Annotated in this window: 22 protein-coding genes; 17 read left to right on the plus strand and 5 right to left on the minus strand. The window is 71.7% G+C overall.

All coding sequences use genetic code 11. The annotated features are described in order from the left end of the window. Positions 1-135 precede the first annotated feature (135 nt). The 10 genes from arfA (at position 136) to D1350_RS02210 (ending at position 11,869) form a co-directional block, all read left to right on the plus strand. The gene (gene arfA / locus D1350_RS02165; protein ID WP_125773375.1) at positions 136-1,647 is read left to right on the plus strand and encodes an arabinosylfuranosidase ArfA; all 1,512 of its coding nucleotides are present in this window, start codon (positions 136-138) and stop codon (positions 1,645-1,647) included. Beyond that, positions 1,644-2,699, plus strand: a complete 1,056-nt coding sequence (locus tag D1350_RS02170; RefSeq protein ID WP_240643823.1) for an arabinan endo-1,5-alpha-L-arabinosidase — start codon at positions 1,644-1,646, stop codon at positions 2,697-2,699. The genes arfA and D1350_RS02170 overlap by 4 nt, the downstream gene beginning before the upstream one ends. Before the next feature lie 285 nt (positions 2,700-2,984). After that, positions 2,985-4,139 (plus strand): multiple monosaccharide ABC transporter substrate-binding protein, encoded by a 1,155-nt coding sequence (gene chvE / locus D1350_RS02175; RefSeq protein WP_125773379.1) that lies wholly within the window; start codon positions 2,985-2,987, stop codon positions 4,137-4,139. A 95-nt stretch (positions 4,140-4,234) separates the two neighbouring features. Then, positions 4,235-5,806, plus strand: a complete 1,572-nt coding sequence (mmsA, locus tag D1350_RS02180; protein WP_125773381.1) for a multiple monosaccharide ABC transporter ATP-binding protein — start codon at positions 4,235-4,237, stop codon at positions 5,804-5,806. Beyond that, positions 5,803-6,987 carry a multiple monosaccharide ABC transporter permease gene (gene mmsB, locus D1350_RS02185; protein ID WP_125773383.1) on the plus strand — a complete coding sequence of 395 codons (1,185 nt, stop codon included), beginning with the start codon at positions 5,803-5,805 and terminating at the stop codon, positions 6,985-6,987. Before mmsA ends, mmsB begins: the two co-directional genes overlap by 4 nt. A 106-nt stretch (positions 6,988-7,093) precedes the next feature. Then, a complete protein-coding gene (locus D1350_RS02190) occupies positions 7,094-7,753 on the plus strand; it encodes a TetR/AcrR family transcriptional regulator (RefSeq protein WP_240643824.1) in 660 nt (219 codons plus the stop codon). 89 nt (positions 7,754-7,842) lie between these two features. Then, a complete protein-coding gene (locus D1350_RS02195) occupies positions 7,843-8,610 on the plus strand; it encodes an ABC transporter ATP-binding protein (protein ID WP_125773385.1) in 768 nt (255 codons plus the stop codon). Then, positions 8,607-9,329: an ABC transporter permease gene (locus D1350_RS02200; protein ID WP_125773387.1), complete on the plus strand. Its 723-nt coding sequence runs from the start codon at positions 8,607-8,609 to the stop codon at positions 9,327-9,329. Before D1350_RS02195 ends, D1350_RS02200 begins: the two co-directional genes overlap by 4 nt. A 62-nt stretch (positions 9,330-9,391) precedes the next feature. Next, positions 9,392-11,476 (plus strand): hypothetical protein, encoded by a 2,085-nt coding sequence (locus D1350_RS02205; RefSeq protein WP_125773389.1) that lies wholly within the window; start codon positions 9,392-9,394, stop codon positions 11,474-11,476. A 99-nt stretch (positions 11,477-11,575) separates the two neighbouring features. Then, on the plus strand, positions 11,576-11,869 hold the full coding sequence (locus D1350_RS02210) for a lactococcin 972 family bacteriocin (protein WP_125773391.1): 294 nt from the start codon (positions 11,576-11,578) through the stop codon (positions 11,867-11,869). Between the two features lie 40 nt (positions 11,870-11,909). Here D1350_RS02210 and D1350_RS02215 read toward each other — a convergent pair whose 3' ends face one another. Further along, entirely contained in the window at positions 11,910-12,602 is a 693-nt protein-coding gene (locus tag D1350_RS02215) for a potassium channel family protein (RefSeq protein WP_206074389.1), read from the minus strand. A 116-nt stretch (positions 12,603-12,718) separates the two neighbouring features. After that, complete coding sequence (locus tag D1350_RS02220) at positions 12,719-14,125, minus strand: TrkH family potassium uptake protein (protein ID WP_125773393.1); 1,407 nt, start codon at positions 14,123-14,125, stop codon at positions 12,719-12,721. Positions 14,126-14,206: 81 nt separating this feature from the next. Between D1350_RS02220 and D1350_RS02225 the strand changes: the two genes are divergently transcribed. Together D1350_RS02225 and D1350_RS02230 are read left to right on the plus strand one after the other, a co-directional pair. After that, a complete protein-coding gene (locus tag D1350_RS02225; protein ID WP_125773395.1) occupies positions 14,207-15,385 on the plus strand; it encodes an acetoin utilization protein AcuC in 1,179 nt (392 codons plus the stop codon). A gap of 172 nt (positions 15,386-15,557) precedes the next feature. Beyond that, positions 15,558-15,656 carry a 30S ribosomal protein bS22 gene (locus tag D1350_RS02230; protein ID WP_003792170.1) on the plus strand — a complete coding sequence of 33 codons (99 nt, stop codon included), beginning with the start codon at positions 15,558-15,560 and terminating at the stop codon, positions 15,654-15,656. Between the two features lie 120 nt (positions 15,657-15,776). Here D1350_RS02230 and D1350_RS02235 read toward each other — a convergent pair whose 3' ends face one another. Then, on the minus strand, positions 15,777-16,568 hold the full coding sequence (locus D1350_RS02235) for an HAD family hydrolase (protein WP_125773397.1): 792 nt from the start codon (positions 16,566-16,568) through the stop codon (positions 15,777-15,779). A gap of 61 nt (positions 16,569-16,629) precedes the next feature. Here D1350_RS02235 and D1350_RS02240 point away from each other — a divergent pair, with 61 nt between their 5' ends. From D1350_RS02240 to D1350_RS02250, 3 genes are all read left to right on the plus strand, one after another. Further along, positions 16,630-17,322 (plus strand): Pr6Pr family membrane protein, encoded by a 693-nt coding sequence (locus tag D1350_RS02240; protein ID WP_125773399.1) that lies wholly within the window; start codon positions 16,630-16,632, stop codon positions 17,320-17,322. A gap of 9 nt (positions 17,323-17,331) precedes the next feature. Further along, on the plus strand, positions 17,332-17,583 hold the full coding sequence (locus tag D1350_RS02245; protein WP_240643825.1) for a glutaredoxin family protein: 252 nt from the start codon (positions 17,332-17,334) through the stop codon (positions 17,581-17,583). A gap of 64 nt (positions 17,584-17,647) precedes the next feature. Further along, a complete protein-coding gene (locus tag D1350_RS02250; RefSeq protein ID WP_240643826.1) occupies positions 17,648-18,295 on the plus strand; it encodes a redox-sensing transcriptional repressor Rex in 648 nt (215 codons plus the stop codon). Positions 18,296-18,392: 97 nt separating this feature from the next. On the opposite strand, the gene D1350_RS02255 is transcribed toward D1350_RS02250, so the two are convergent. Beyond that, positions 18,393-18,944 (minus strand): YceI family protein, encoded by a 552-nt coding sequence (locus D1350_RS02255; protein WP_125773403.1) that lies wholly within the window; start codon positions 18,942-18,944, stop codon positions 18,393-18,395. Between the two features lie 116 nt (positions 18,945-19,060). On the opposite strand from D1350_RS02255, the gene D1350_RS02260 reads away from it, so the two are divergent. Then, positions 19,061-19,567 carry a MarR family winged helix-turn-helix transcriptional regulator gene (locus D1350_RS02260; protein ID WP_125773405.1) on the plus strand — a complete coding sequence of 169 codons (507 nt, stop codon included), beginning with the start codon at positions 19,061-19,063 and terminating at the stop codon, positions 19,565-19,567. Positions 19,568-19,610: 43 nt separating this feature from the next. Here the strand turns inward: D1350_RS02260 and aqpZ are convergent, their stop codons facing one another. Then, entirely contained in the window at positions 19,611-20,411 is an 801-nt protein-coding gene (gene aqpZ, locus D1350_RS02265) for an aquaporin Z (protein WP_125773407.1), read from the minus strand. Between the two features lie 172 nt (positions 20,412-20,583). On the opposite strand from aqpZ, the gene D1350_RS02270 reads away from it, so the two are divergent. Next, the gene (locus tag D1350_RS02270) at positions 20,584-21,228 is read left to right on the plus strand and encodes a histidine phosphatase family protein (protein ID WP_125773408.1); all 645 of its coding nucleotides are present in this window, start codon (positions 20,584-20,586) and stop codon (positions 21,226-21,228) included. The last annotated feature ends 1 nt before the right edge of the window (position 21,229 follow it).

Below are 21,229 nucleotides of genomic sequence, written 5' to 3' on the forward strand. Positions count from 1 at the left end.
ACGCCGGTGCGGTAGCGGTCAAGTGGGCCTTGTCACGGAGTCACAACAATGCTTCACTGTCGCTCTACAACGATGTACTACCGACCCGGCCGCGCGTTGCCGCTCCCCGGGAGCACGCCGAGAGGAACTCGCTTCATGCACTCCGCAACCCTCACGCTCGACCCTGCCTTCGTCGTCGGACCTGTACGGCGACGGACCTTCGGGACGTTCGTCGAGCACCTGGGCCGTTGCGTGTACACCGGCATCTACGAGCCGGGGCACCCCACAGCCGACGCCGACGGGTTCCGTGGCGACGTCCTCGAGCTCACCCGCGAGCTGGGCGTCTCCACCGTCCGCTACCCGGGCGGCAACTTCGTCTCCGGGTACCGCTGGGAGGACGGCGTCGGACCGGTCGAGGAGCGCCCCACGCGCCTCGACCTGGCCTGGCACTCCTCCGACCCCAACACCGTGGGCGTCGACGAGTTCCTGCGCTGGTCCAAGGCCTCCGGCACCGAGCCGATGATGGCCGTCAACCTGGGCACCCGGGGCGTCCAGGAGGCCCTTGACCTGCTGGAGTACTGCAACGTGCCGGGCGGCTCGTTCTGGTCCGACAAGCGCCGGGCCAACGGCGTCGAGGACCCGTACCGCATCAAGATGTGGTGCCTGGGCAACGAGATGGACGGCCCCTGGCAGATCGGGCACAAGACCGCCCACGAGTACGGACGGCTGGCCGCCGAGGCCGCCCGCGCCATGCGGATGATGGACCCGGGCGTGGAGCTCGTCGTGTGCGGCTCGTCCAGCTCGGACATGCCTACCTTCGGCGAGTGGGAGCGTGTGGTCCTCACCGAGACGTACGAGCACGTGGACCACATCTCGGCCCACGCGTACTACTGGGAGCAGGACGGCGACCTCGCCTCGTTCCTGGCCTCCGCGGTGGACATGGACCACTTCGTCGAGTCGGTCGCCGACACCGCGGACGCAGTGCGCGCCGCCGGCAAGCACACCAAGCGGATCAACATCTCGTTCGACGAGTGGAACGTCTGGTACCAGAAGCGCGCCGAGTCCCGCCCGCCGTCGGGCGACGACTGGCCCGTGGCCCCCGTCCTCCTGGAGGACCGGTACAACGTGGCCGACGCCGTCGTGGTCGGCAACCTGCTCATCTCGCTGCTGCGCAACACCGACCGCGTGCACGCGGCCTCGCTGGCCCAGCTCGTCAACGTGATCGCACCGATCATGACCGAGCCGGGCGGCCGTGCCTGGCGGCAGACCACGTTCCACCCCTTCTCGCTCACGTCGCGCCACGCCGCGGGCGAGGTGCTGCGCGTCGCCGTCGACGCCCCGGTCGAGGAGACCGCGAAGTTCGGCGAGGTGCCGGTCCTCGACGCCGTCGCCACCTACGACGCCGAGTCCGGCGAGGTCGTCCTCTTCGCTGTCAACCGCTCCGTGACCCAGCCGGTCACGCTCGACGTCGACCTGCGCGGCTTCCCGGGCCTCCAGGTCGTCGAGGCGCTGACCCTGGCGAACCCGGACCACACCTGGTCCGCGACCGCCGACGACGCCACCTCCGTGCTCCCGCAGGTCAACACCACCGCCAAAGTGGCCGACGACCGCGCCCGCGCCGAGCTGCCGCCCGTCTCGTGGTCGGTCGTCCGTCTGGGCCGGGCGTGAGGGCCCGGACGGTGCTCGGGGCCGGGATCGGCGTGGTCGTCGTCGCGGGGCTTGCGGTCGGTGCGATGGCCCTGCGCGGCGTCCCCTTCGGGGGCTCCGGCCAGGGTGAGTCGGACGGCGACCCGACCGGGCTGCCGCTCGACGGTGACCTGCGCACCCACGACCCCGCCCTCGTGGTGGGGGAGCCGGGCGAGCCGTGGTTCGTGTACTCGACCGGTGACGTGAGGGTCGGCTTCGGCGCCCCCCAGATCCGCCGCTCCGACGACGACGGACGCACCTGGGCGATGGTCGGTACGGCCTGGGACCAGGATGACGACCCCGCGTGGGTGCGGGAGGAGCTCGACGGCGTCACGAACTTCTGGGCGCCCGAGCTCTACCACCACGACGGCACCTGGTACCTGTACTACTCGGCGTCGACGTTCGGCTCCAACAACTCCGCGATCGGCCTGCGGACGGGCACCACGCTCGACCCCGCCGACCCCGACTTCGGGTGGACCGACCAGGGGCTGGTGGTGCGCTCGACGTCGGGCGACAACCACTGGAACGCGATCGATCCGGGCATCGTGGAGGACGCGGACGGCAAGCCCTGGATGGTCTACGGGTCGTTCTGGGGCGGGATCCAGATGCTCCCGCTCGAGTGGCCGAGCGGCAAGGTCGCCGAGGGCGCGGAGCCCGTGCAGATCGCCTCCCGCGTGGGCATGACCGACAACGCGATCGAGGCGCCCTACCTCTACGCCCGCGACGGCTGGTACTACCTCTTCGTCTCGTGGGACCGCTGCTGCCGCGGGACGGACTCCACGTACAAGATCGTGGTGGGCCGGTCGCGCGACGTCACCGGGCCGTTCGTCGACGTGGAGGGCCGCGACATGGCCCTCGGCGGTGGCACGGTCGTGCTGGAGACCAGCGGTTCGATGGTGGGCCCGGGCGGGCAGTCCGTCTCGCGCGACCACCTCGGCTTCCACTTCTACGACGCCGACGACGGCGGCCTGTTCCGCCTCGCGATCCACGAGCTCGCCTGGACCGAGGACGGCTGGCCGGAGGTCTCGGGCTGATGCCTCCCCGCCGTGGGTGCACGAATGGTCGCCTGACCGGGCTGTATGTCGTCCATTCGTGTACCTACGGCCCGTCAGCTGACGGGGGTGGCGCCCCGGCCTGAGATCCGCTTCGGCACACGTCGCCTGCACAAGGGGCTGACCAAGCACCACCACCGTATTGTCGATACCTGATCGAGACTCGATCGTGACCGCGCTGATTTTGACCTGCGGCCATGTGAGCGTTAACAATCGAGAGGTTCGCCGGACGGTGGTGTTCGGCATGCTTGGGAAAGAGGAGACGTCATGGCAAGGAAGCTCTGGCACACCCGTGCGCTGGCTGCGGCCACGACCGGTGTGATGGCCTTCGCGCTCGCCGCCTGCGGCGGGACCGGCGCGGGCGGCGGCGGCAACGGTGGTGCGGGTGACGGTGAAGAGGGCGGCCTGGTCGGCGTCGCGATGCCGACCCAGACCTCGGAGCGGTGGATCGCCGACGGCGAGGCCGTCCAGTCGGGTCTCGAAGAGGCCGGGTACGAGGTCGACCTGCAGTTCGCGGGCGACGACATCCCGACCCAGCAGCAGCAGGTCGACGCGATGATCAACGCGGGAGCCGAGGCGCTCATCATCGCCGCGATTGACGGGACGGCCCTCGCGGGCCAGCTGGAGGCCGCCGCGGCCGCCGGCATCCCGGTGATCTCGTACGACCGCCTGATCCGCGACTCGGAGAACGTGGACTTCTACGTCTCCTTCGACAACGAGCAGGTCGGCGTCCAGCAGGCCACCTCGCTGCTCATGGGCCTCGGCCTGGTCGACGAGAGCGGCGAGCCGGTCTCGGACGCGCCCGCCGGGCCGTTCAACGTCGAGCTCTTCGCCGGGTCGCTGGACGACAACAACGCGCACTTCTTCTGGAAGGGCGCGATCGACACCCTGCAGCCGTACATCGACGAGGGCACCCTGGTGGTCCCCTCGGGGCAGACCACCATCGAGCAGGCAGCGACCCAGCGCTGGCTGCAGGAGGTCGCGCAGAAGCGCATGGAGGACCTCCTCACCGCGAACTACGGTGACAAGAAGGTCGACGGCGTGCTGGCGCCCTACGACGGTCTTTCGCGCGGCATCATCGAGGCGCTCCGCTCCGCGGGCTACGCCGACGACGCCATGCCGGTCGTCACCGGCCAGGACGCCGAGATCGCGTCGGTCAAGCTGATCGCCGACGGCGTGCAGTACGCCACGATCTTCAAGGACACGCGTCTGCTCGCCGAGCAGGCCGTCATCGCGACCGAGGCGTACCTCGCAGGCGAGGAGCCTGAGGCGAACAACACCGAGGACTACGACAACGGCGAGAAGATCGTGCCGTCGTACCTGCTCGAGTCCACGATCGTCACCAAGGACAACATCCAGTCCGCCCTGGTCGACACGGGCTACTGGACGGCCGAAGAGGTCGAGTCCGGCGTGGCGGAGTGATCCTTCTGTAGCGCCGAGGTTCCTGGCTCTTGTCGGCCAGGAACCTCGGCTTCGCCGTCGGCCCCGGCCGACATCGTGACGAGCAAGGACAAGGCATGGCCGAGACCAGCTCCCCGAACATCCTCGAGATGCGGGGCATCACCAAGACCTTCCCCGGTGTGAAGGCCCTGTCGGACGTGAACCTGACCGTCCGGCGCGGCGAGATCCATGCGATCTGCGGCGAGAACGGCGCCGGCAAGTCGACCCTGATGAAGGTGCTGTCGGGCGTCTACCCGCACGGCACCTACGACGGGGAGATCGTCCTCGACGACACTCCGGCCGAGTTCGGGTCCATCAACGACTCCGAGGCCAAGGGCATCGTCATCATCCACCAGGAGCTTGCCCTGGTGCCGTTCCTCTCGATCGCCGAGAACATCTTCCTCGGCAACGAGCAGCTCGGGTCGAACGGACTCATCGACTGGCACCGCACCAACGACGAGGCGGCGAAGCTGCTCGCGCGCGTGGGCCTCCGAGAGCGTCCGACGACGCCGATCCAGGCACTCGGAGTGGGCAAGCAGCAGCTCGTCGAGATCGCCAAGGCGCTGTCGAAGGAGGTGCGCCTGCTCATCCTCGACGAGCCGACCGCCGCCCTCAACGACACCGACTCGGAGCACCTGCTGGGCCTGCTGCGCACGCTCCAGGACGAGGGCGTCACGTCGATCATGATCTCCCACAAGCTGGGCGAGATCGCCGACATCGCGGACCGCGTGACGATCATCCGTGACGGGCGCACCATCGAGACGCTCGACGTCGACCTCAGCACGCAGGACTCGGTGTCCCTCCAGGACCGGATCATCCGCGGGATGGTGGGCCGCGACCTGGAGCACCGCTTCCCCGAGCGGGAGTCGCACCCCGGCGAGGAGGTGCTCCGCGTCGAGGACTGGACGGTGTACCACCCGACCCAGCCGGGCCGCGTCGTCGTCGACCGCGCGAACCTGACGGTGCGCGCGGGCGAGGTGGTCGGCATCGCCGGGCTCATGGGCGCCGGACGGACCGAGCTGGCCATGTCGCTCTTCGGGCGCTCCTACGGCCGGGAGATCTCGGGCCGGGCGTTCGTGCACGGCAAGGAGGTGTCCGTGAAGGACGTCCCCGACGCCATCGACGCCGGCATCGCCTACGTGTCCGAGGACCGCAAGCGCTACGGCCTCAACCTCATCGAGGACATCCGCCGGAACATCTCCGCGGCGGGGCTCGGGCGCATCTCGCGCAACGGCTGGGTGAACGCGCAGGAGGAGCTCAAGGTCGCGGAGGAGTACCGCGCGGCCATGAACATCCGCGCGCCCCACGTCCTCATGGAGGTCGGGAAGCTCTCGGGCGGAAACCAGCAGAAGGTCGTGCTGTCCAAGTGGCTGCACACGCAGCCCGAGGTGCTCATCCTCGACGAGCCCACGCGCGGCATCGACGTCGGCGCCAAGTTCGAGATCTACACCATCATCAACCGTCTGGTCGCGGACGGGAAGGCCGTGCTGGTCATCTCGTCGGAGCTGCCCGAGCTGCTCGGGATCTGCGACCGCATCTACACGCTGGCCTTCGGCCGCATCACCGGCGAGGTCGACGTGGCCTCGGCGACCCAGGAGGGACTCATGGCACTCATGACGCAGGAGACCGCGCAGGAGGTGCGGGCATGAACGCCGCCGCCGACATCCGCGACCTGTTCACGCGGAACCTCCGCACCAGCGGTATCTACATCGCGTTCGTGGGGATCGTGGCGCTGTTCACCATCCTGACGAACGGCCGGCTGCTCAGCCCCGGGAACGTCACCAACCTGGTGCTGCAGTACTCGTACATCCTGATCCTCGCGATCGGCATGGTCATCGTGATCATCGCCGGGCACATCGACCTGTCGGTGGGCTCGGTCGTGGCTCTCACCGGCGCCGTCTCGGCCGTCCTCGTGGTGCGCGAGGGCATGCCGTGGTGGGTCGGCGTGCTGGCGGGCCTGGGGGTGGGCCTCGCGGTAGGGGCGTGGCAGGGGTTCTGGGTGGCGTACGTCGGCATCCCGGCGTTCATCGTGACCCTGGCGGGCATGCTCCTGTTCCGCGGCCTCACGCTCCAGGTCCTGAACAACGTCTCGCTGTCGCCGTTCCCGAAGGAGTACGGGAACCTCGGCCGCGGGTTCCTCAACGGGCTCCTCGGCGGGTACGGGTACGACACGTTCACGCTCCTGATCTTCGCGATCGCGGTCGTCGGCTTTGCCGTGTCCTCGTGGCGCTCCCGCCGGGCCAAGCTCGCCTACCGCCAGCACGTCGAGGCGATGGGCCTGTTCGTGGCGAGGATCGTGGCCGTGGCCGCGGTCGCCATGTGGTTCGCCTGGCAGCTCGCCACGAGCCGTGGCCTGCCGATCGTGCTGATCGTCCTGGCGGTCCTGGTCCTCACCTACGCGGCGGTCACCAAGAGCAGCGTGTTCGGCCGTCACGTGTACGCGATCGGCGGGAACCTGTCCGCTGCCCAGCTCTCGGGCGTGCGGGTCAAGCGGGTCAACTTCCTGATCTTCCTCAACATGGGCTTCCTGGCGTCCGTCGCCGGCGTCGTCTACTCGGCACGGTCCAACGCGGCCCAGCCGGGTGCGGGCAACATGTTCGAGCTCGACGCCATCGCCGCCTGCTTCATCGGCGGCGCGGCGGTCTCCGGCGGTATCGGTACGGTGCCGGGCGCCATGATCGGTGGCCTCATCATGGCGGTCATGTCGAACGGCATGTCGCTGCTGGGCATCGACCAGTCGGTCCAGCAGGTGGTGAAGGGCATCGTCCTGCTCCTCGCCGTCGCGTTCGACGTCTGGAACAAGCGCCGGGCCACGGAGGCCCGCGCCTGAGACAGGCGCCCGGCTCGCGAGAGAGGCGTCAGCCGGCCGAGATGGGCGTCCTGGACGCCTCTCTCGCCGGCTGACGCCTCTCGCGCGTCTGGGAGACAATCGGCTGGTGCCCGACGACGTCCCGCCCGCCGACCTGCCCGGCTCGCCTCCCGCCGAGGCGCGGCGGGGCAGGCGGCCTGCCGGCCAGGACGCACGCGCCGAGATCCTGGGGGCCGCCCGGACGGAGTTCGTCGAGCGGGGCTACGAGGCCGCGTCGCTCCGGTCCGTCGCCCGGCGGGCGGGCGTGGACCCCGGGACCGTCCGGCACTGGTTCGGCGACAAGCAGCGGCTGCTGACCGCCACGGTCGGGCTGGGCGACGTCGACCCGGCCGCCGTGGTCCGGGCCGTGCTCGACGGGCCTCCCGAGGGTCTGGGGGAGCGGCTCGTGCGGGCGGTCGTCGGCCTCTGGGACACCGACTACGGCGACACCGTCCGGATCGTCCTGCCCGCCGTGCTCGCGGACCCGGAGCTGCGGGCCCTCATGCCGCAGTTCCTCGGAGCCGAGCTCCTGGGGCCGATCGTCGGGCGCCTCGGCGCCGACCGGCCGACGTTGCGGGCGGCCCTCGTCGCGTCGCAGCTGGCGGGGGTGCTCCTCACCCGGTACCTGGTCCGCCTCGAGCCGCTCGCCGCGCTCACCGCCGACGACCTCGCGGCCCTCCTGGGCCCCACGCTGCAGCGGTACCTCACGGGAGACCTGCCGCCCGGCGTCGTCCCGCCCGCGAGATAGACCGGCCCCGCAGGGACCTGTCTCGGCGACGCACGCCTCTCTCGGCGAGGGGGTTGCATCCCCGAGCCTCCGGGAGGAGAATTCCCCACATGGTGAATAACCCGGCCGGCGGCGAGCCGGCGATCCGCGTGCGAGACCTGCGCATCGAGCGGGGCGGGCGGGCGGTGATCGACGGGCTCGACGTGGACGTGCCGGCCGGGTCCGTCGTCGGCCTGCTGGGCCCGTCGGGCTCCGGCAAGACGACGCTGATGCGGGCTGTGGTGGGCGTGCAGGACCGGGTGACCGGCACGGTCGACGTGCTCGGCCTGCCCGCCGGCGCGCCGGAGCTCCGCCGCCGCGTGGGCTACGTGACGCAGGCGGCCTCCGTCTACACCGATCTGACGGTGGCGCAGAACCTCGGCTACTTCGCGGCGCTGGCGGGCGTCGCGCCCACCCGGCGGCGGGACACCGTGGGGCGGGTCGTCGCCGAGGTGGACCTGGGCGGGCACGAGAAGCAGGTGGTCGCCACGCTGTCCGGCGGCGAGCGGTCCCGGGTCTCGCTCGCGGCGGCGCTCGTGGGCGACCCCGAGCTGCTCGTGCTCGACGAGCCCACGGTGGGTCTCGACCCCGTGCTGCGGAGGGACCTCTGGGCGCTCTTCCGGGAGCTGTCCCGGACGGGCCGCACCCTCCTGGTCTCCTCGCACGTGATGGACGAGGCGACCCAGTGCGACCGGCTGCTGCTGATGCGCGCGGGCGGCCTCGTCGCCGACCTCACGCCGGAGGAGCTCATGCAGCAGACCGGGGCGCCCGACGCCGAGCGTGCGTTCCTCGCCCTGATCGACCGGTCCGCCGGCGCCACCGAAGGGACCGCGCGATGAACCTCACCCTCGCGACCGCCGGCCGGGTGCTCGACCAGCTCCGGGCGGACCACCGCACCATCGCCCTCGTCCTCGTGCTCCCCTGCCTCCTCATCGGCCTGATCGCCTGGATGTTCGACGGCACGCCGGTGCTCGACCAGTTCGGCCCCATGCTCGTGGGCCTGTTCCCGCTCATCGTGATGTTCCTGGTCACGAGCGTGGCCACGCTGCGGGAGCGGCAGTCGGGCACGCTCGAGCGGCTCATGACCACCCCGGTCCGCAAGGGAGACTTCGTGGCCGGCTACGCGCTGGCGTTCGCCACGCTCGCACTGTTCCAGTCGCTGGTGGTGGTGGGCTTCGCGACCCTCGTCGGCATGGACGTGGCGGGCCCGCTCGGGCTCGTGATCGTCGTCGCGCTGCTCGACGCCGTCCTGGGCTGCTGCCTCGGCCTCGCGGCGTCGGCGCTCGCCCGCAGCGAGTTCCAGGCGGTGCAGATGATGCCGGCGATCCTGTTCCCGCAGCTCATCACGTGCGGTCTGCTCATGCCTCGGGACGAGATGCCTCAGGTGCTCGAGTGGCTCTCGCGGGTGTTCCCGCTCACCTACGCGATCGAGGCGATGCAGGGCCTCGCGGCCGGTGACCAGTGGGTCGACATCCGGGGCGCCGTCGGCGTGATCGCCCTCTTCATCGTGGGCGCGGTCGCCCTCGGGGTGCTCACGCTGCCGCGCCGCACGCCCTGACGCGCCGCCCTGACCCCTCCCGGGGGCTGCCTCGCGCGGCGGCGCGTGGGAGGGTGAGCACCATGCTGCCCCGGCTCGTCCGCCTCGCCTATGCGCTCAGCGTCGTGGTCCCCCTGCTTCTCGCCGTGCAGGTGTTCAGCGTCTACGACCAGGCTCCCGGGGCTGGGGCCACCTTCCAGGTCCGGGTGGGGGAGGTGACGGGCACGCCGGCGGCCGACGGCGTCGCGCGGGTCCTCCGCGACGTCGCGGAGGAGACCGGGGCGGGCGTGGGCTTCGTCGTGACCGACGTGACCGACCCGGCGCGCCGGACGCACCTCTACGTCGTGCCCGGGGACCCGGCCGGCGTGGTCGCCTCGCGGCTCGACCGCGGCTTCGATCACTTCGGCCCGTATCTCGAGGAGAGCTACCGGCCGTTCGAGCAGCTCGACGCCGTCGACCCCCGCGGGTACTACCTGGTCTGGGGCAGCCGGGCCGACGCCGACCGGCTGCTCGACGGGTTCCGCGACCTCGGGCTCGACGGCGAGGTGGCTCCATGGGTCATCAGCCCGGGGCCGGCGCTCGCGAGCCTCCCGCACATCGTCAGCCCTCCCCTCCTCGGGGCGGCGGGAACCGCTGTGCTGGCGGTCCTGATCATGATCGGTGGCGGGGTGGTCGCCAGCGCCCAGGCCTACGGTGTCCAGCGGCTGCAGGGCAGGTCGTTCGCGACCGTGGTGGGACGCGACCTGCGCGAGGTCGGGCGGCTGGTGCTGGTCACGGCCGCGGCCTCCGTCGTGGCGGGTGGCGCTGCCCTCTGGTTCTACAACCGGTGGGCGCGCCTCGACGAGGTCGCCGTCTTCGCCGCGGCGTTCGTGGGAGCGTTCCTCCTCGCGGGGGCGGCCGCGCACCTCGTCGCGGTACGTCTGACGTTCGGGGCGCCGATCCTCGCCGCGGTCAAAGGGCAGTTCTCGGCCGGCTGGGCGCTGACCGGGATGTTCGCGCTGCGGCTCGCGGCCGGCATCCTCGCGGTGAGCGTCGGGTTCGGCACGCTGCAGGCGGGTCTGCAGGTGGCGGAGCGGGCCGCGGCACAGGAGATGTGGGACACGGCCCGGGACGCGGTGTACGTCCGGTTGTCGGGCCAGATGGGCGGGGACGACCCGGAGCTGGACGCGCGCGCCAGTGCGATGGCGCGGCAGGCGACGGACGACGGCGACGCGGTCCTAGTCGACAACCTGACCGGGAGCCTGTCGCTCATGACGACCGAAGGACCCGGCGGGGCGCAGGTCGACGTGCGCGCCGACGCGTGCCCGACGCTCCTGGTCAACCCCGCCTACCTCGACCACCAGGTGGTGAGGTCGACCTCGGGGCGGCTCACGGAGGTGGAGCCGTCGCAGGTGACGGTGGTGGCGCCGCCGTCGTGCGCCGGCTTCGCCCGGGAGGCGGTGCCCGCCTACCTCGAGGGGTGGCGCGAGCCCACGGACCGGACGGGGCCGGCGGTGGTCGAGCAGGTCGAGGCGGCGCCCGGCCAGGACCACTTCACGTATGGAACGCTCAACCACGCGGAGCGGTCCCCGGCGCTCCACGACGCGGTGGTGGTGATCGTGCCGGCGGGCGTCGACGTCTTCCCGGAGAGCTACTACCTGAGCGCGCTGACCCAGGGCCGGGTGGTGTTCCCCGACGCGCCGACCGCTCAGGCGTACGTCGAGCGTTTCGACGTCACGTCGCTCGTGAACGGGATCTGGCCCGCGGCCCAGTACGCGGCCGACCAGTACGCCCAGCTGGTCAGCGACCTACGGGTGCAGGCCCTCAGCCTCGCCGCCGCGCTGCTCATCCTGGTCGTGACGGCCGTGAGCGTGAGCGTCGTCCACGTGCTCCGGTCGGCCCAGACGGTCTATGCGAGGTACCTCGGCGGCTGGCCGTGGTGGCGGTCGCACTGGGTGGTCCTGGTTGTCGAGGCGGGGATCGTCGCGGTCGTGGTGGTGCAGGGCGCGCCCCTGGTCTTCGATCCCGGGACCGCCGCGCTCGGCCAGGCGCAAGGCCTTCGCGGCGGGGCCGCGTTCTGGCAGGCCGCTACCGCGGGGATCGTGGCCGTCGTGGCCGTGGTGACGGTCCTGATCTCGCTGCGTACGGCGACCGCCCGCCTGGTCGCGACACGGTCCGCAGACTCCTGACGACACTCCGGCGGGGGTTGGCAAGGCGGACGATTTGTGCAAGGTTCGCCATCGGAACGACGTGAAGACTTCTCACACGCGTCGAACGAAGGAGAAGAAATGAACCGCACTACGTTTCGCCGGACCCTTGCCTCGACGGCCGTCGCGGCGACGCTGATCGCGGGCGGCACCACCGTGGCCGTGGCCGCCGTGACCTATGTGGGCGGCGGCACCTGGGAGCGCGGCTCCTCGACCACCGTGTGGTCGAACTACTTCCACGGCACGCGGTGCCACGGATCGTCCGTGCAGGGCACCTACTACGACTCGGACAGCCGGCCCGCGGGCCAGTGGACACTGGCGAGCGCCCCCACGCGCTGGTGGGCCGTCGACAACGCCTACTGGGGTTACTGCTGACCGTGAGCGGGTGACGCGGGCGCGCCCCAGGGCCCACACCCTAGGGGCGCGCCGCGAACCTCTCCAGGAGGTCGGCGTGGCCCGAGCAGATGAGCAGGTCGTTCGACGAGACCCGCGTCTCCGGCGTCGCGTACACGAAGTCGACGCCGGGTGACTTCACGCCGACCACCGTGATGCCGTAGCGCTGCCGCACGTTCGACTGCGCGAGGGTGAAGCCCTGCATCTCCTTCGGGGGGCGCATCTTGACGATGGTGAAGCCGTCCTCGACCTCGATGTAGTCGAGCAGCTTGCCGCTCACGAGGTGGGCGACGCGCGACCCGGCGTCGGCCTCCGGGAACACCACGTGGTGGGCGCCGATGCGCGTCAGGATGCGCCCGTGCTCGGCCGAGATCGCCTTGGCCCAGATCTGCGGCGTGGCCAGGTCGACCAGGTTGCCCGTGATGAGCACCGAGGCCTCGAGGGACGTGCCGACGCCCACGACGGCCACGCCGAAGTCCCGGGCGCCGAGCTGCTCGAGCGCCTCGGGGTTCGTGGCGTCGGCCTCCACGAGCGGGAGGCGGCCGGACCACTGGGCCACGAGATCGGGGTCGCGCTCCACCGCGAGCACGTCCTGGCCGAGGCGGTCCAGGGTCGCCGCGATCGCGGACCCGAACCGGCCCAGGCCGATGACGAGCACGCCCGCGTCCCGCTCGGGCTTCTTCTCCGCCTTCTTCTCCGGCTTCCTGTCCGTCACGTGGTTCCTCTCCACCTTGGCCCTGATCAGCCGATACCCGTTCTCGGCTGAGTCCTGCACTCCGCTTCGGGCGAGTGCCTCGTTCCTCGGCCCTCACCCTGCGCTGCGTTCCGGTCTCAGCCGATGATCGGTCGTTCCTCGGGGAAGCGTACGATGCGACGCCGGTCGCGGATGGCCAGCGCCGCCGCGAACGTCATGGTCCCGGTACGGCCGACGAACATGAGGGCGCACAGCACGTACTTCGCGGCGTCGGGCAGCCCCGGGGTGATCCCGGTGGAGAGGCCCACGGTGGCGAAGGCGGAGAGCGCCTCGAACAGCACGACGCTGAGCTGCAGGCCGGTGATCTCGAGCAGCGCCACGCACGAGACGAGGACCGCCGTCGCACCGACGAACACGACGGCGATCGAGAGCCGGAGGGTGTCGCGGGGGATCCGGCGCCCGTAGGCCTCGATGTCCCGGTCGCCGCGGGCCTCGGCCGCGATCGCGAGGAGCATCACGGCGAGGGTGGTGACCTTGATGCCGCCGGCCGTCGACGCCGAACCGCCACCGACGAACATCAGGGCGTCCTGGAGCAGCCAGCTGGACTGGCTCATCGCGCCGATGTCCACGGTGGAGAACCCGCCCGAGCGGGGCATGACCCCGGCGAAGAACCCGGCGAGCAGCTTTTCCCCGAAAGCCAGCGGCCCGAACGTCCGCGGGTTGTTCCACTCCAGCACCAGCAGGAGGACGGATCCCACCACCAGCAGTGCCGTGCTCGTGACGAGCGTGAGGCGCGTGTGCAGCGACCACCCGGCCTGCCACCTCCGCCGGGTGCCCAGCCGCGGTCGGCTGCGCATCAGGTTGAGGATGACGGGGAAGCCGAGCGACCCGACGAACACGCCGAGCGCGATCGGCACGCACAGCCACCAGTCGCCCACGTGCTCGAGCATCCCGGCGTCGGGCACGAAGCCCGCGTTGTTGAAGGCGGAGACGCCGTAGAAGACCGCGTGCCACGCCGCCTCCCCCACCGACTCGTTGAGCACGAGGAACCGCGGGAACAGCAGCACCGCGATCGAGAGCTCGATCAGGGTGGCGGTGACGATGACGACCCGCAGGAGCGAGCCCACCTCGCCCAGCTTGTCGGTCTTGGTCTCGGAGGCGGTGAGCAGCCTCTGCGTCAGGCCGAGGCGGCGGGAGACGGCGAGGCCGAGGATCGACGCGAGCGTCATGACCCCCAGGCCGCCCACCTTGATGCCGACGAGGATCACCGTCAGGCCGTACCCCGACCAGTACGTCCCCGTATCCTGCACCACCAGGCCGGTGACGCAGACCGCCGACACGGCGGTGAAGAGCGCGTCGACGAAGGCGGCCCGCTCGCCCGACGCGGTGGCCCAGGGCGGCAGCAGGAGCACGGTGAACACCGCGATCACCGCCGCGAACACGGTCACCGCGAGCCGGGCGGGCGAGTGCCGCGCCACGCGGTCCACCAGCTCCCGGCCGGCGAACAGCCGGTCCCGTACTCGGCCGCGCAGGCTCTGCGCCATCGTCCTCCTTCGTCCGTCTGCGACAGAACGCTATAGCGGACCGGGCCCATGACAAGTCAGCGGGTCGGTTACGGTGGTCAGGTGCGCGTCGCCCGGCTGGTGTGGAGCCCTGACCTCCTCGAGTACGACTTCGGCCCCGGGCATCCCATGGCGCCCGCCCGCCTCGCCCTCACCATGCGCCTGGTCGCCGACCTCGGCCTCCTGGCCCAGCCCACGCTCGAGGTGACGGACGTCGCCCCGGCGAGCGACGCCGTCGTGCAGACGGTGCACGACCCGGACTACGTGGCGGCCGTCCGCCGCGCCGGGACCGCCCTCGAGGCGGACGAGGCCCGTGGGCTCGGCACGGAGGACAACCCGCTGTTCCACGGCATGCACGAGGCGGCGGCCCGGCAGGTGGCCGGCTCCGTCGAGCTCGCCCAGGCGGTCTGGGACGGTGAGGTGCTGCACGGGCTCAACATCGCGGGCGGCATGCACCACGCGCAGCGGGGCGCCGCCTCCGGGTTCTGCGTCTACAACGACGCGGCAGCGGGGATCCAGCGGCTCCTGGACCTCGGCGCCGAGCGCGTGGCCTACGTGGACCTCGACGCCCACCACGGCGACGGCGTGGAGGCGTTCTTCTGGGACGACCCGCGCGTCCTGACGGTCTCCGTGCACGAGGAGGGGCGCACCCTCTTCCCCGGGACCGGCAACCCGGCGGACACCGGGGGCACCGGGGCGGCGTCGGGCACCGCCGTCAATGTCGCGCTGCCCGCCCGGACCGACGGGCCCGGCTGGCTCCGCGCCGTGGACGCCGTGGTCCCGCCGGTGGTGCGGGCCTTCGACCCGCAGGTCATCGTGTCGCAGCACGGCTGCGACGCGCACGGCCTGGACCCGTTGTCGCACCTGGAGGTCCCGGTCGACGCGCAGCGCACCGCCGCGGAGTGGGTGCACGCGCTGGCGCACGAGCGTGCCGACGGCCGTTGGGTCGCCCTCGGGGGCGGCGGGTACGCGGTGGTCGACGTCGTCCCGCTCGTCTGGGCGGCGCTCGTCGCCGAGGCGGCGCACGCCCCGGTCGACCGCGGTGCGCCCCTGCCGGAGAGCTGGCGGCAGGCGGCGCTGGGGATGTCGGGCATCGAGCCTGCCCGTGCGCTGGGGTCAGGACCGGTGGAGTTCCGGTCCTGGCGGTCCGGGTACGACCCGGCCGATCCGCTCGACCGGGCCGTCGCTGCCACGCGGCGCGAGGTGTTCCCCCTGCTGGGGCTCGACCCGCACCACGACTGAGTGCCTCGATTACAGGCCCAGGCGTGAGAGCGGGTATCCTGGCGGACGGACTCCCTCTCGTGTTGGTCGGCCTGCGCCTCATCGGCGTAACTGTCCACGACCAACCGTGGACCAAACTCGCCGAGCGGCCCGGACAGGGCTGTCGCCGACCGATCGAACATTGTGAGGACCTATGGGCTCCGTCATCAAGAAGCGCCGCAAGCGTATGGCCAAGAAGAAGCACCGCAAGCTGCTTCGCAAGACGCGCCACCAGCGCCGCAACAAGAAGTGACGCCGGCACCCGCGAGGGTGCCTGTGCCGAGCCCGGAGCCTTGTCCAAGGCGCCGGGCTCGGCCCGTTTCCGGGCCCGGGCCGTACAGGTCCCGCGGGTGAGCCGTCCCGGGCAGGGGGGTCAGCCGCCGCGCAGGCGGCGGCGCAGCGAGCGCAGCACCAGCCCCGCGACCCAGGCCGCGCCCGCCCACGAGGCGGTCCGTACCCCGCGCCCGGCGGCGCGCTGGGAGCGGCCCCGGAACTCCCGGATGGGCCAGCCCACGTGCTGGGCGTGCCGCCGCAGCCGGAGGTCCGGGTTGATGGGGCACGGGTGACCCACCGTGTGCATCATCGGGAGGTCGTTGAGCGAGTCGCCGTAGGCGTAGCTGGTGCTCAGGTCGATCTCCTCCTTGTCGGCGAGCTCGCGCACGGCCTGCGCCTTGGCCTCGCCGTGCATCAGGTCGCCCATGAGCCGGCCGGTGTAGAACCCGTCCCGGTGCTCGGGGATGGTGCCCAGGCAGCCCGTCGCGCCGAGTCGGCGGGCGATGAGGGCGCCGATCTCGACCGGCGTCGCGGTCACGAGCCAGACCTGGTGGCCGGCGGCGAGGTGCTCGGCCAGCAGGCGCCGGGTGCCGGGGAAGATCCGCAGCGCCAGGACGGTGTCGTACACCTCCTCGCCCAGGGTCGCGACCTCGGCGACCGTGCGCCCGGCGATGAGGGAGAGCGCGCGCTCGCGCACCACGTCGATCTGGTCGCGGGACTCGCCGAACAGCACGTAGCGGGCCTGGATGGCGGCGAACCGCAGGAGGTCGCGCGTGCCGAAGAACCGCCGCTGGTAGGCGGCGCGGGCGAGGTGGAAGGCGCTGGCGCCCCGGATGATCGTGTTGTCGACGTCGAAGAACGCCGCGGTGGCGGACGGGGGGAGCGTCGACATGCGGACCACAATATCCGCGCGCCGGGCAGCGCTCGCACGAGGTCACTGGTACAACCAGCAGGTGACAGACACGCGCCGCCCGACCGACCCCGCCGTCCTCGCCCGGACGCTCCACCTCCTGGTGGGGCTCGCCGCCCTGGCCGGTTTCGCGATGGAGCTGACCGCCGCCGTCGCGGGCGGTGCCGGTGCGGCGCCCTCGCACGCCGAGCGGATCGTCCGGCTGTTCAGCTTCTTCACGATCCAGTCCAACATCCTGATCGGCGTCGTCTCGCTGCTCCTCGCGCCGCGCCCGGGCCGGGACGGGCGGATCTTCCGGGTCGTCCGGCTGGACGCCCTGCTCTGCATCGCGGTGACCGGGATCGTCTTCAACACCGTGCTGGTCGGCCTGCCCTCGCTGACCTCGACCCCGTTCTCGAACTTCCTGCTCCACACGGCGGCGCCGGTCCTCGCGGTCGTGGTCTGGTTGTGGATGGGCCCGCGCCCGCGCATCGACACGGCGACCGTGTGGTGGTCCGTGGCCTTCCCGCTGGCGTGGCTGGTCTACACGTTCGTGCGCGGCGCGGCCACCGGCTGGTACCCCTACCCGTTCCTGGACGTCACCGAGATCGGGCTGACGCGGGCGATCCTCAACGCGGCGATGGTCGCCGTCGTCTTCCTCGCCCTGGCCTGGGGCCTGCGGTGGGCCGACGGCAGGCTGCGTCCCGTGCCGGGGCGTGTGGCCGCCGCTTCGAAGGTGCCCGGCGCACTGCCGTAACCTCGTCCCGTGGACGGGAAGCAGGGCGAGGCCCGCGTGGTGCTGTACACCCGCGACGGGTGCCACCTGTGCGACGACGCACGAGCGGTCGTGGTGCAGGTGTGCGCGCAGACGGGCGCCCGCTGGCGCGAGATCGACATCGACGACGATCCCGCGCTGGTGGAGAAGTACGGCGAGTACGTACCGGTCGTCGAGGTCGACGGCGTCCAGCAGGGATTCTGGCGCGTGGATGCGACGCGCCTGGCCAGGCGACTGGCATGATCTGTCCAGCGAGTGTGTGCGAGTCGCCCCGACGGTGCGGTCGGGGAGAGGGGAGCAGCACGTGGTGAGCGAGCCCAGCGATGCCGCAGTACCCGGAGCGACGGTCGCGAGACTGCCGTACTACCTACGCGCCCTGCGCGACCTGGCGGCCCAAGGGGTGACGACGACGTCGTCGTCCGAGCTGGCCGACCGGTCGGGCGTGAGCTCGGCGCAGCTCCGCAAGGACCTGTCCTACCTCGGATCGTTCGGCACGCGGGGCGTGGGGTACGACGTCGAGTCGCTCGCCTCGTACATCACCGTCGCCCTGGGGCTCGAGACCGAGCACCGGCTGGCGATCGTGGGCATCGGCAACCTCGGCCACGCCCTGGCGAACTACTCGGGCTACGCGGCGCGTGGCTTCCAGGTGACCGCCCTGCTCGACGCCGACCCGGCCGTGGTGGGCACCGAGGCGGCGGGACTGACCGTGCAGCACATCGACCAGGTGGCCGAGGTGATCGACGAGGCCGGGGTCTCGATGGTCGTGCTCGCCACGCCCGCGCAGGCCGCCCAGGAGATCGCCGACCGCGTGGTCGCGGCGGGCGTGCGGGAGATCCTCAACTTCGCGCCTGTGGCGCTCCAGGTGCCGGACGACGTGGTGGTGCGCTCGGTGGACGTGGGCGGGGAGCTGCAGATCCTGGCGTTCCACGCGGCCACGCGCGCGGCGGCCCTCTAGTCCCCACCCCCCGCAACGCTGTGGGTATGGCTGTGGCGGCAGCTCCGACCGGAGCTGCCGCCACAGCCATACCCACAGCGGAGGGTGAGTGAGGGGGTCAGCCCTTGGCGATCGCCGAGACGTCCAGCGCGATCTTCACCTTGTCGCCCACCAGGACGCCACCGCCCTCGATGGCGGCGTTCCAGGTCAGCCCGAAGTCCTTGCGCGAGATCTCGAGCTCGGCGGCGAAGCCGGCGCGGGAGTTGCCGAACGGGTCCACGGCGGTGCCCTCGAACTCCGTCTTGAGCTCGACGGCCTGCGTGATGCCGTTGATCGTCAGGCCGCCCGCCACGATGTAGTCGTCGCCGTCGGCACGGATGCCGGTCGAGGCGAAGGACCACACCGGGTTCTCCTCGGCGTGCCAGAAGTCGGCGCTCTTGAGGTGGCCGTCGCGGTTCGCGTCGCCGGTGTTCACCGAAGCGGCGTCGAGCTCGGCGGTGACGCTGGAGGACTCCAGGTCGTCGCCCACCACGATGGAGCCGGACGTGATCGCGATCGTGCCGCGCACCTTGGCGATGCCCGCGTGGCGGACCTGGAAGGACGCGGTGGAGTGCGAGGCGTCGATGTCGTAGGCACCGGCGGTGAGGCCGGCGGGCAGCGGAGTAGCCATGAGTTTTCCCCTCGGGACGAGTCGTGTAGTTGATGGCTCAACTACCTTCCGAGGGCTCAACATAGCGGGTCGCGTACCTTATTCCCAGGCAGAACGAGGAGGCTCGGATCAGGCGCATGACGAACGAGGACGAGGTCCGCTGGCTCGACGCGGACCAGCAGGACATCTGGCGGAGCTACCTCGAGGGGACCGCGCGCTTCGTCGAGGCGCTCGAGTCCATCCACGCGGCGGAGCTGCCGCTGAGCCTCGGCGAGTACGGGCTCCTGGTGAAGCTGTCGGAGCAGCCGGACCGCACGCTGCGCATGTCGGCGCTCGCGGACGGGCTCGTGGTGTCCCGGAGCCGGCTGAGCCACACGGTCGCCCGCATGGAGGAGCGCGGGCTCGTGTACCGCTGCGCCGCGTCGGGGGACCGGCGGGGGGTGAACTGCCGGCTGACCGACGCCGGGTACGCGGCTCTCGTCGACGCCGCCCCCGGCCACGTGCGGGCGGTGCGCCGGCTGATGGTCGACGTGCTGGAGCCGGAGGAGTTCGAGGTGCTGGGCCGGGTCATGGCGAAGGTCGCCGCCGCGGGCCGGGCGGCGACCGAGGCGACGGGCACGCCGAAGGGGCGCACCGACTGCTGACGATGCGCCCCTCCGGGTGCCGTGCGGGTACTCCACGGCGGGACTACTCCGTCATGGACCGCCCGAACAGCGGCCGGTAGAGGAACCCGGCGACCAGCCCGCCCACGACCGGGAACACGAGGAACACCCAGAGCTGGGCCAGGGCGTCGCCCCCGCCCCAGATCGCCGAGGCGAGCGACCGGGCCGGGTTCACCGACGTGTTCGTCACCGGGATCGAGATCAGGTGGATGAGCGTCAGCGACAGGCCGATCGCGAGCGGCGCGAGGCCAGGTGCCGCGACCCGCGCCGTGGTGCCCAGGATGACCAGCAGGAACACGGCCGTCAGGACCACCTCCGTGAGGATCGCCGCGCCGAGGCCGAAGCCGCCGGGCGAGTGCTCCCCGAACCCGTTCGAGGCGAACCCACCCTCGCGTGCGGCGGTGAAGAAGTCGCCCTCGCCGCCGGCCGCGATCGCCGCGACGACGCTGGAACCGATCACGCCACCGACCAGCTGCGCCACGAGGTAGCCGGGCGCGTCCCGCCAGGCGAACCGGCCCGCGGCCGCGAGGCCGAGCGTCACCGCGGGGTTGAAGTGCCCGCCGGACACCGGCCCGAACGCGTACGCGCCGACGAGGACCGTCAGCCCGAACGCGAGGGCGACGCCGAGGAAGCCCACCCCGAGCGTGTTCGACTCGGCGTCGGGGAAGTTCGCGGCGAACACCGCGGTGCCGACGCCGCCCAGCACGAGGAGGAACGTCCCCAGCGCCTCGGCCGCCAGGCGGCCGGTGAGCGTGGGGCTCGGGACCGACGGCGCGGTCCCTGTCGTCGGGGCGCCCGCGGGGACGCTCGCGGTGGACCTGGCCATGGGTGTCTCCTTCAAACCGTCGGTGGGTGTGGTGGGCGCCGCGACGTGCGGGCCGCTCCTGCTCGCGACAGTAGGCGCGCCCGCCCGGTCCGGCGCGATGTGACGTAATCACCGTCCTGACGCCGTTTCGGGGCGCACGCAGCACCCCGTCCCGGATGGGAGAATGGGGGCCATGGTCTCCACCACGGTCCATCTGCTCCGGCACGGCGAGGTCTTCAACCCCCAGGGCGTGCTCTACGGTCGTCTGCCCGGCTACGGGCTCTCCGAGCTCGGGCACGAGATGGCCCGCAGGGTGGCCAAGCACCTGGTGGACCAGGACCGCGACGTCGTGCGTGTCGTCGCCTCCCCGCTGCAGCGGGCGCAGGAGACCGCCGCTCCGCTCGTCGAGACGCTGGGCCTGGAGCTCGCCACCGACGACCGCCTGATCGAGGCGCAGAACCACTTCGAGGGCCTCACCTTCGGTGTGGGCGAGGGATCGCTCAAGCACCCGAAGCACTGGCGGCACGTCTGGAACCCGTTCCTCCCGTCGTGGGGCGAGCCGTACACGGCACAGGTCGCGCGCATGCGCGCCGCCGTGGAGGACGCCCGTCGCGCGGTCGAGGGGCACGAGATCGTGCTGGTCAGCCACCAGCTGCCCGTCTGGCTCACCCGCTCCAGCTTCGAGGGCCGCCGCCTCTGGCACGACCCGCGCAACCGCCAGTGCACCCTCGCCTCCCTGACGTCCCTGACGTTCGAGGACGACCGGTTCGTGCGGCTGCACTACAGCGAGCCGGTCGCCGACCTCCTGCCGGGCGCCAGCCCGGTCCCCGGGGCGTGAC

Source organism: Antribacter gilvus (assembly GCF_003946865.1).
In the GTDB taxonomy this organism is placed as follows: Bacteria; Actinomycetota; Actinomycetes; order Actinomycetales; family Cellulomonadaceae; genus Antribacter; species Antribacter gilvus.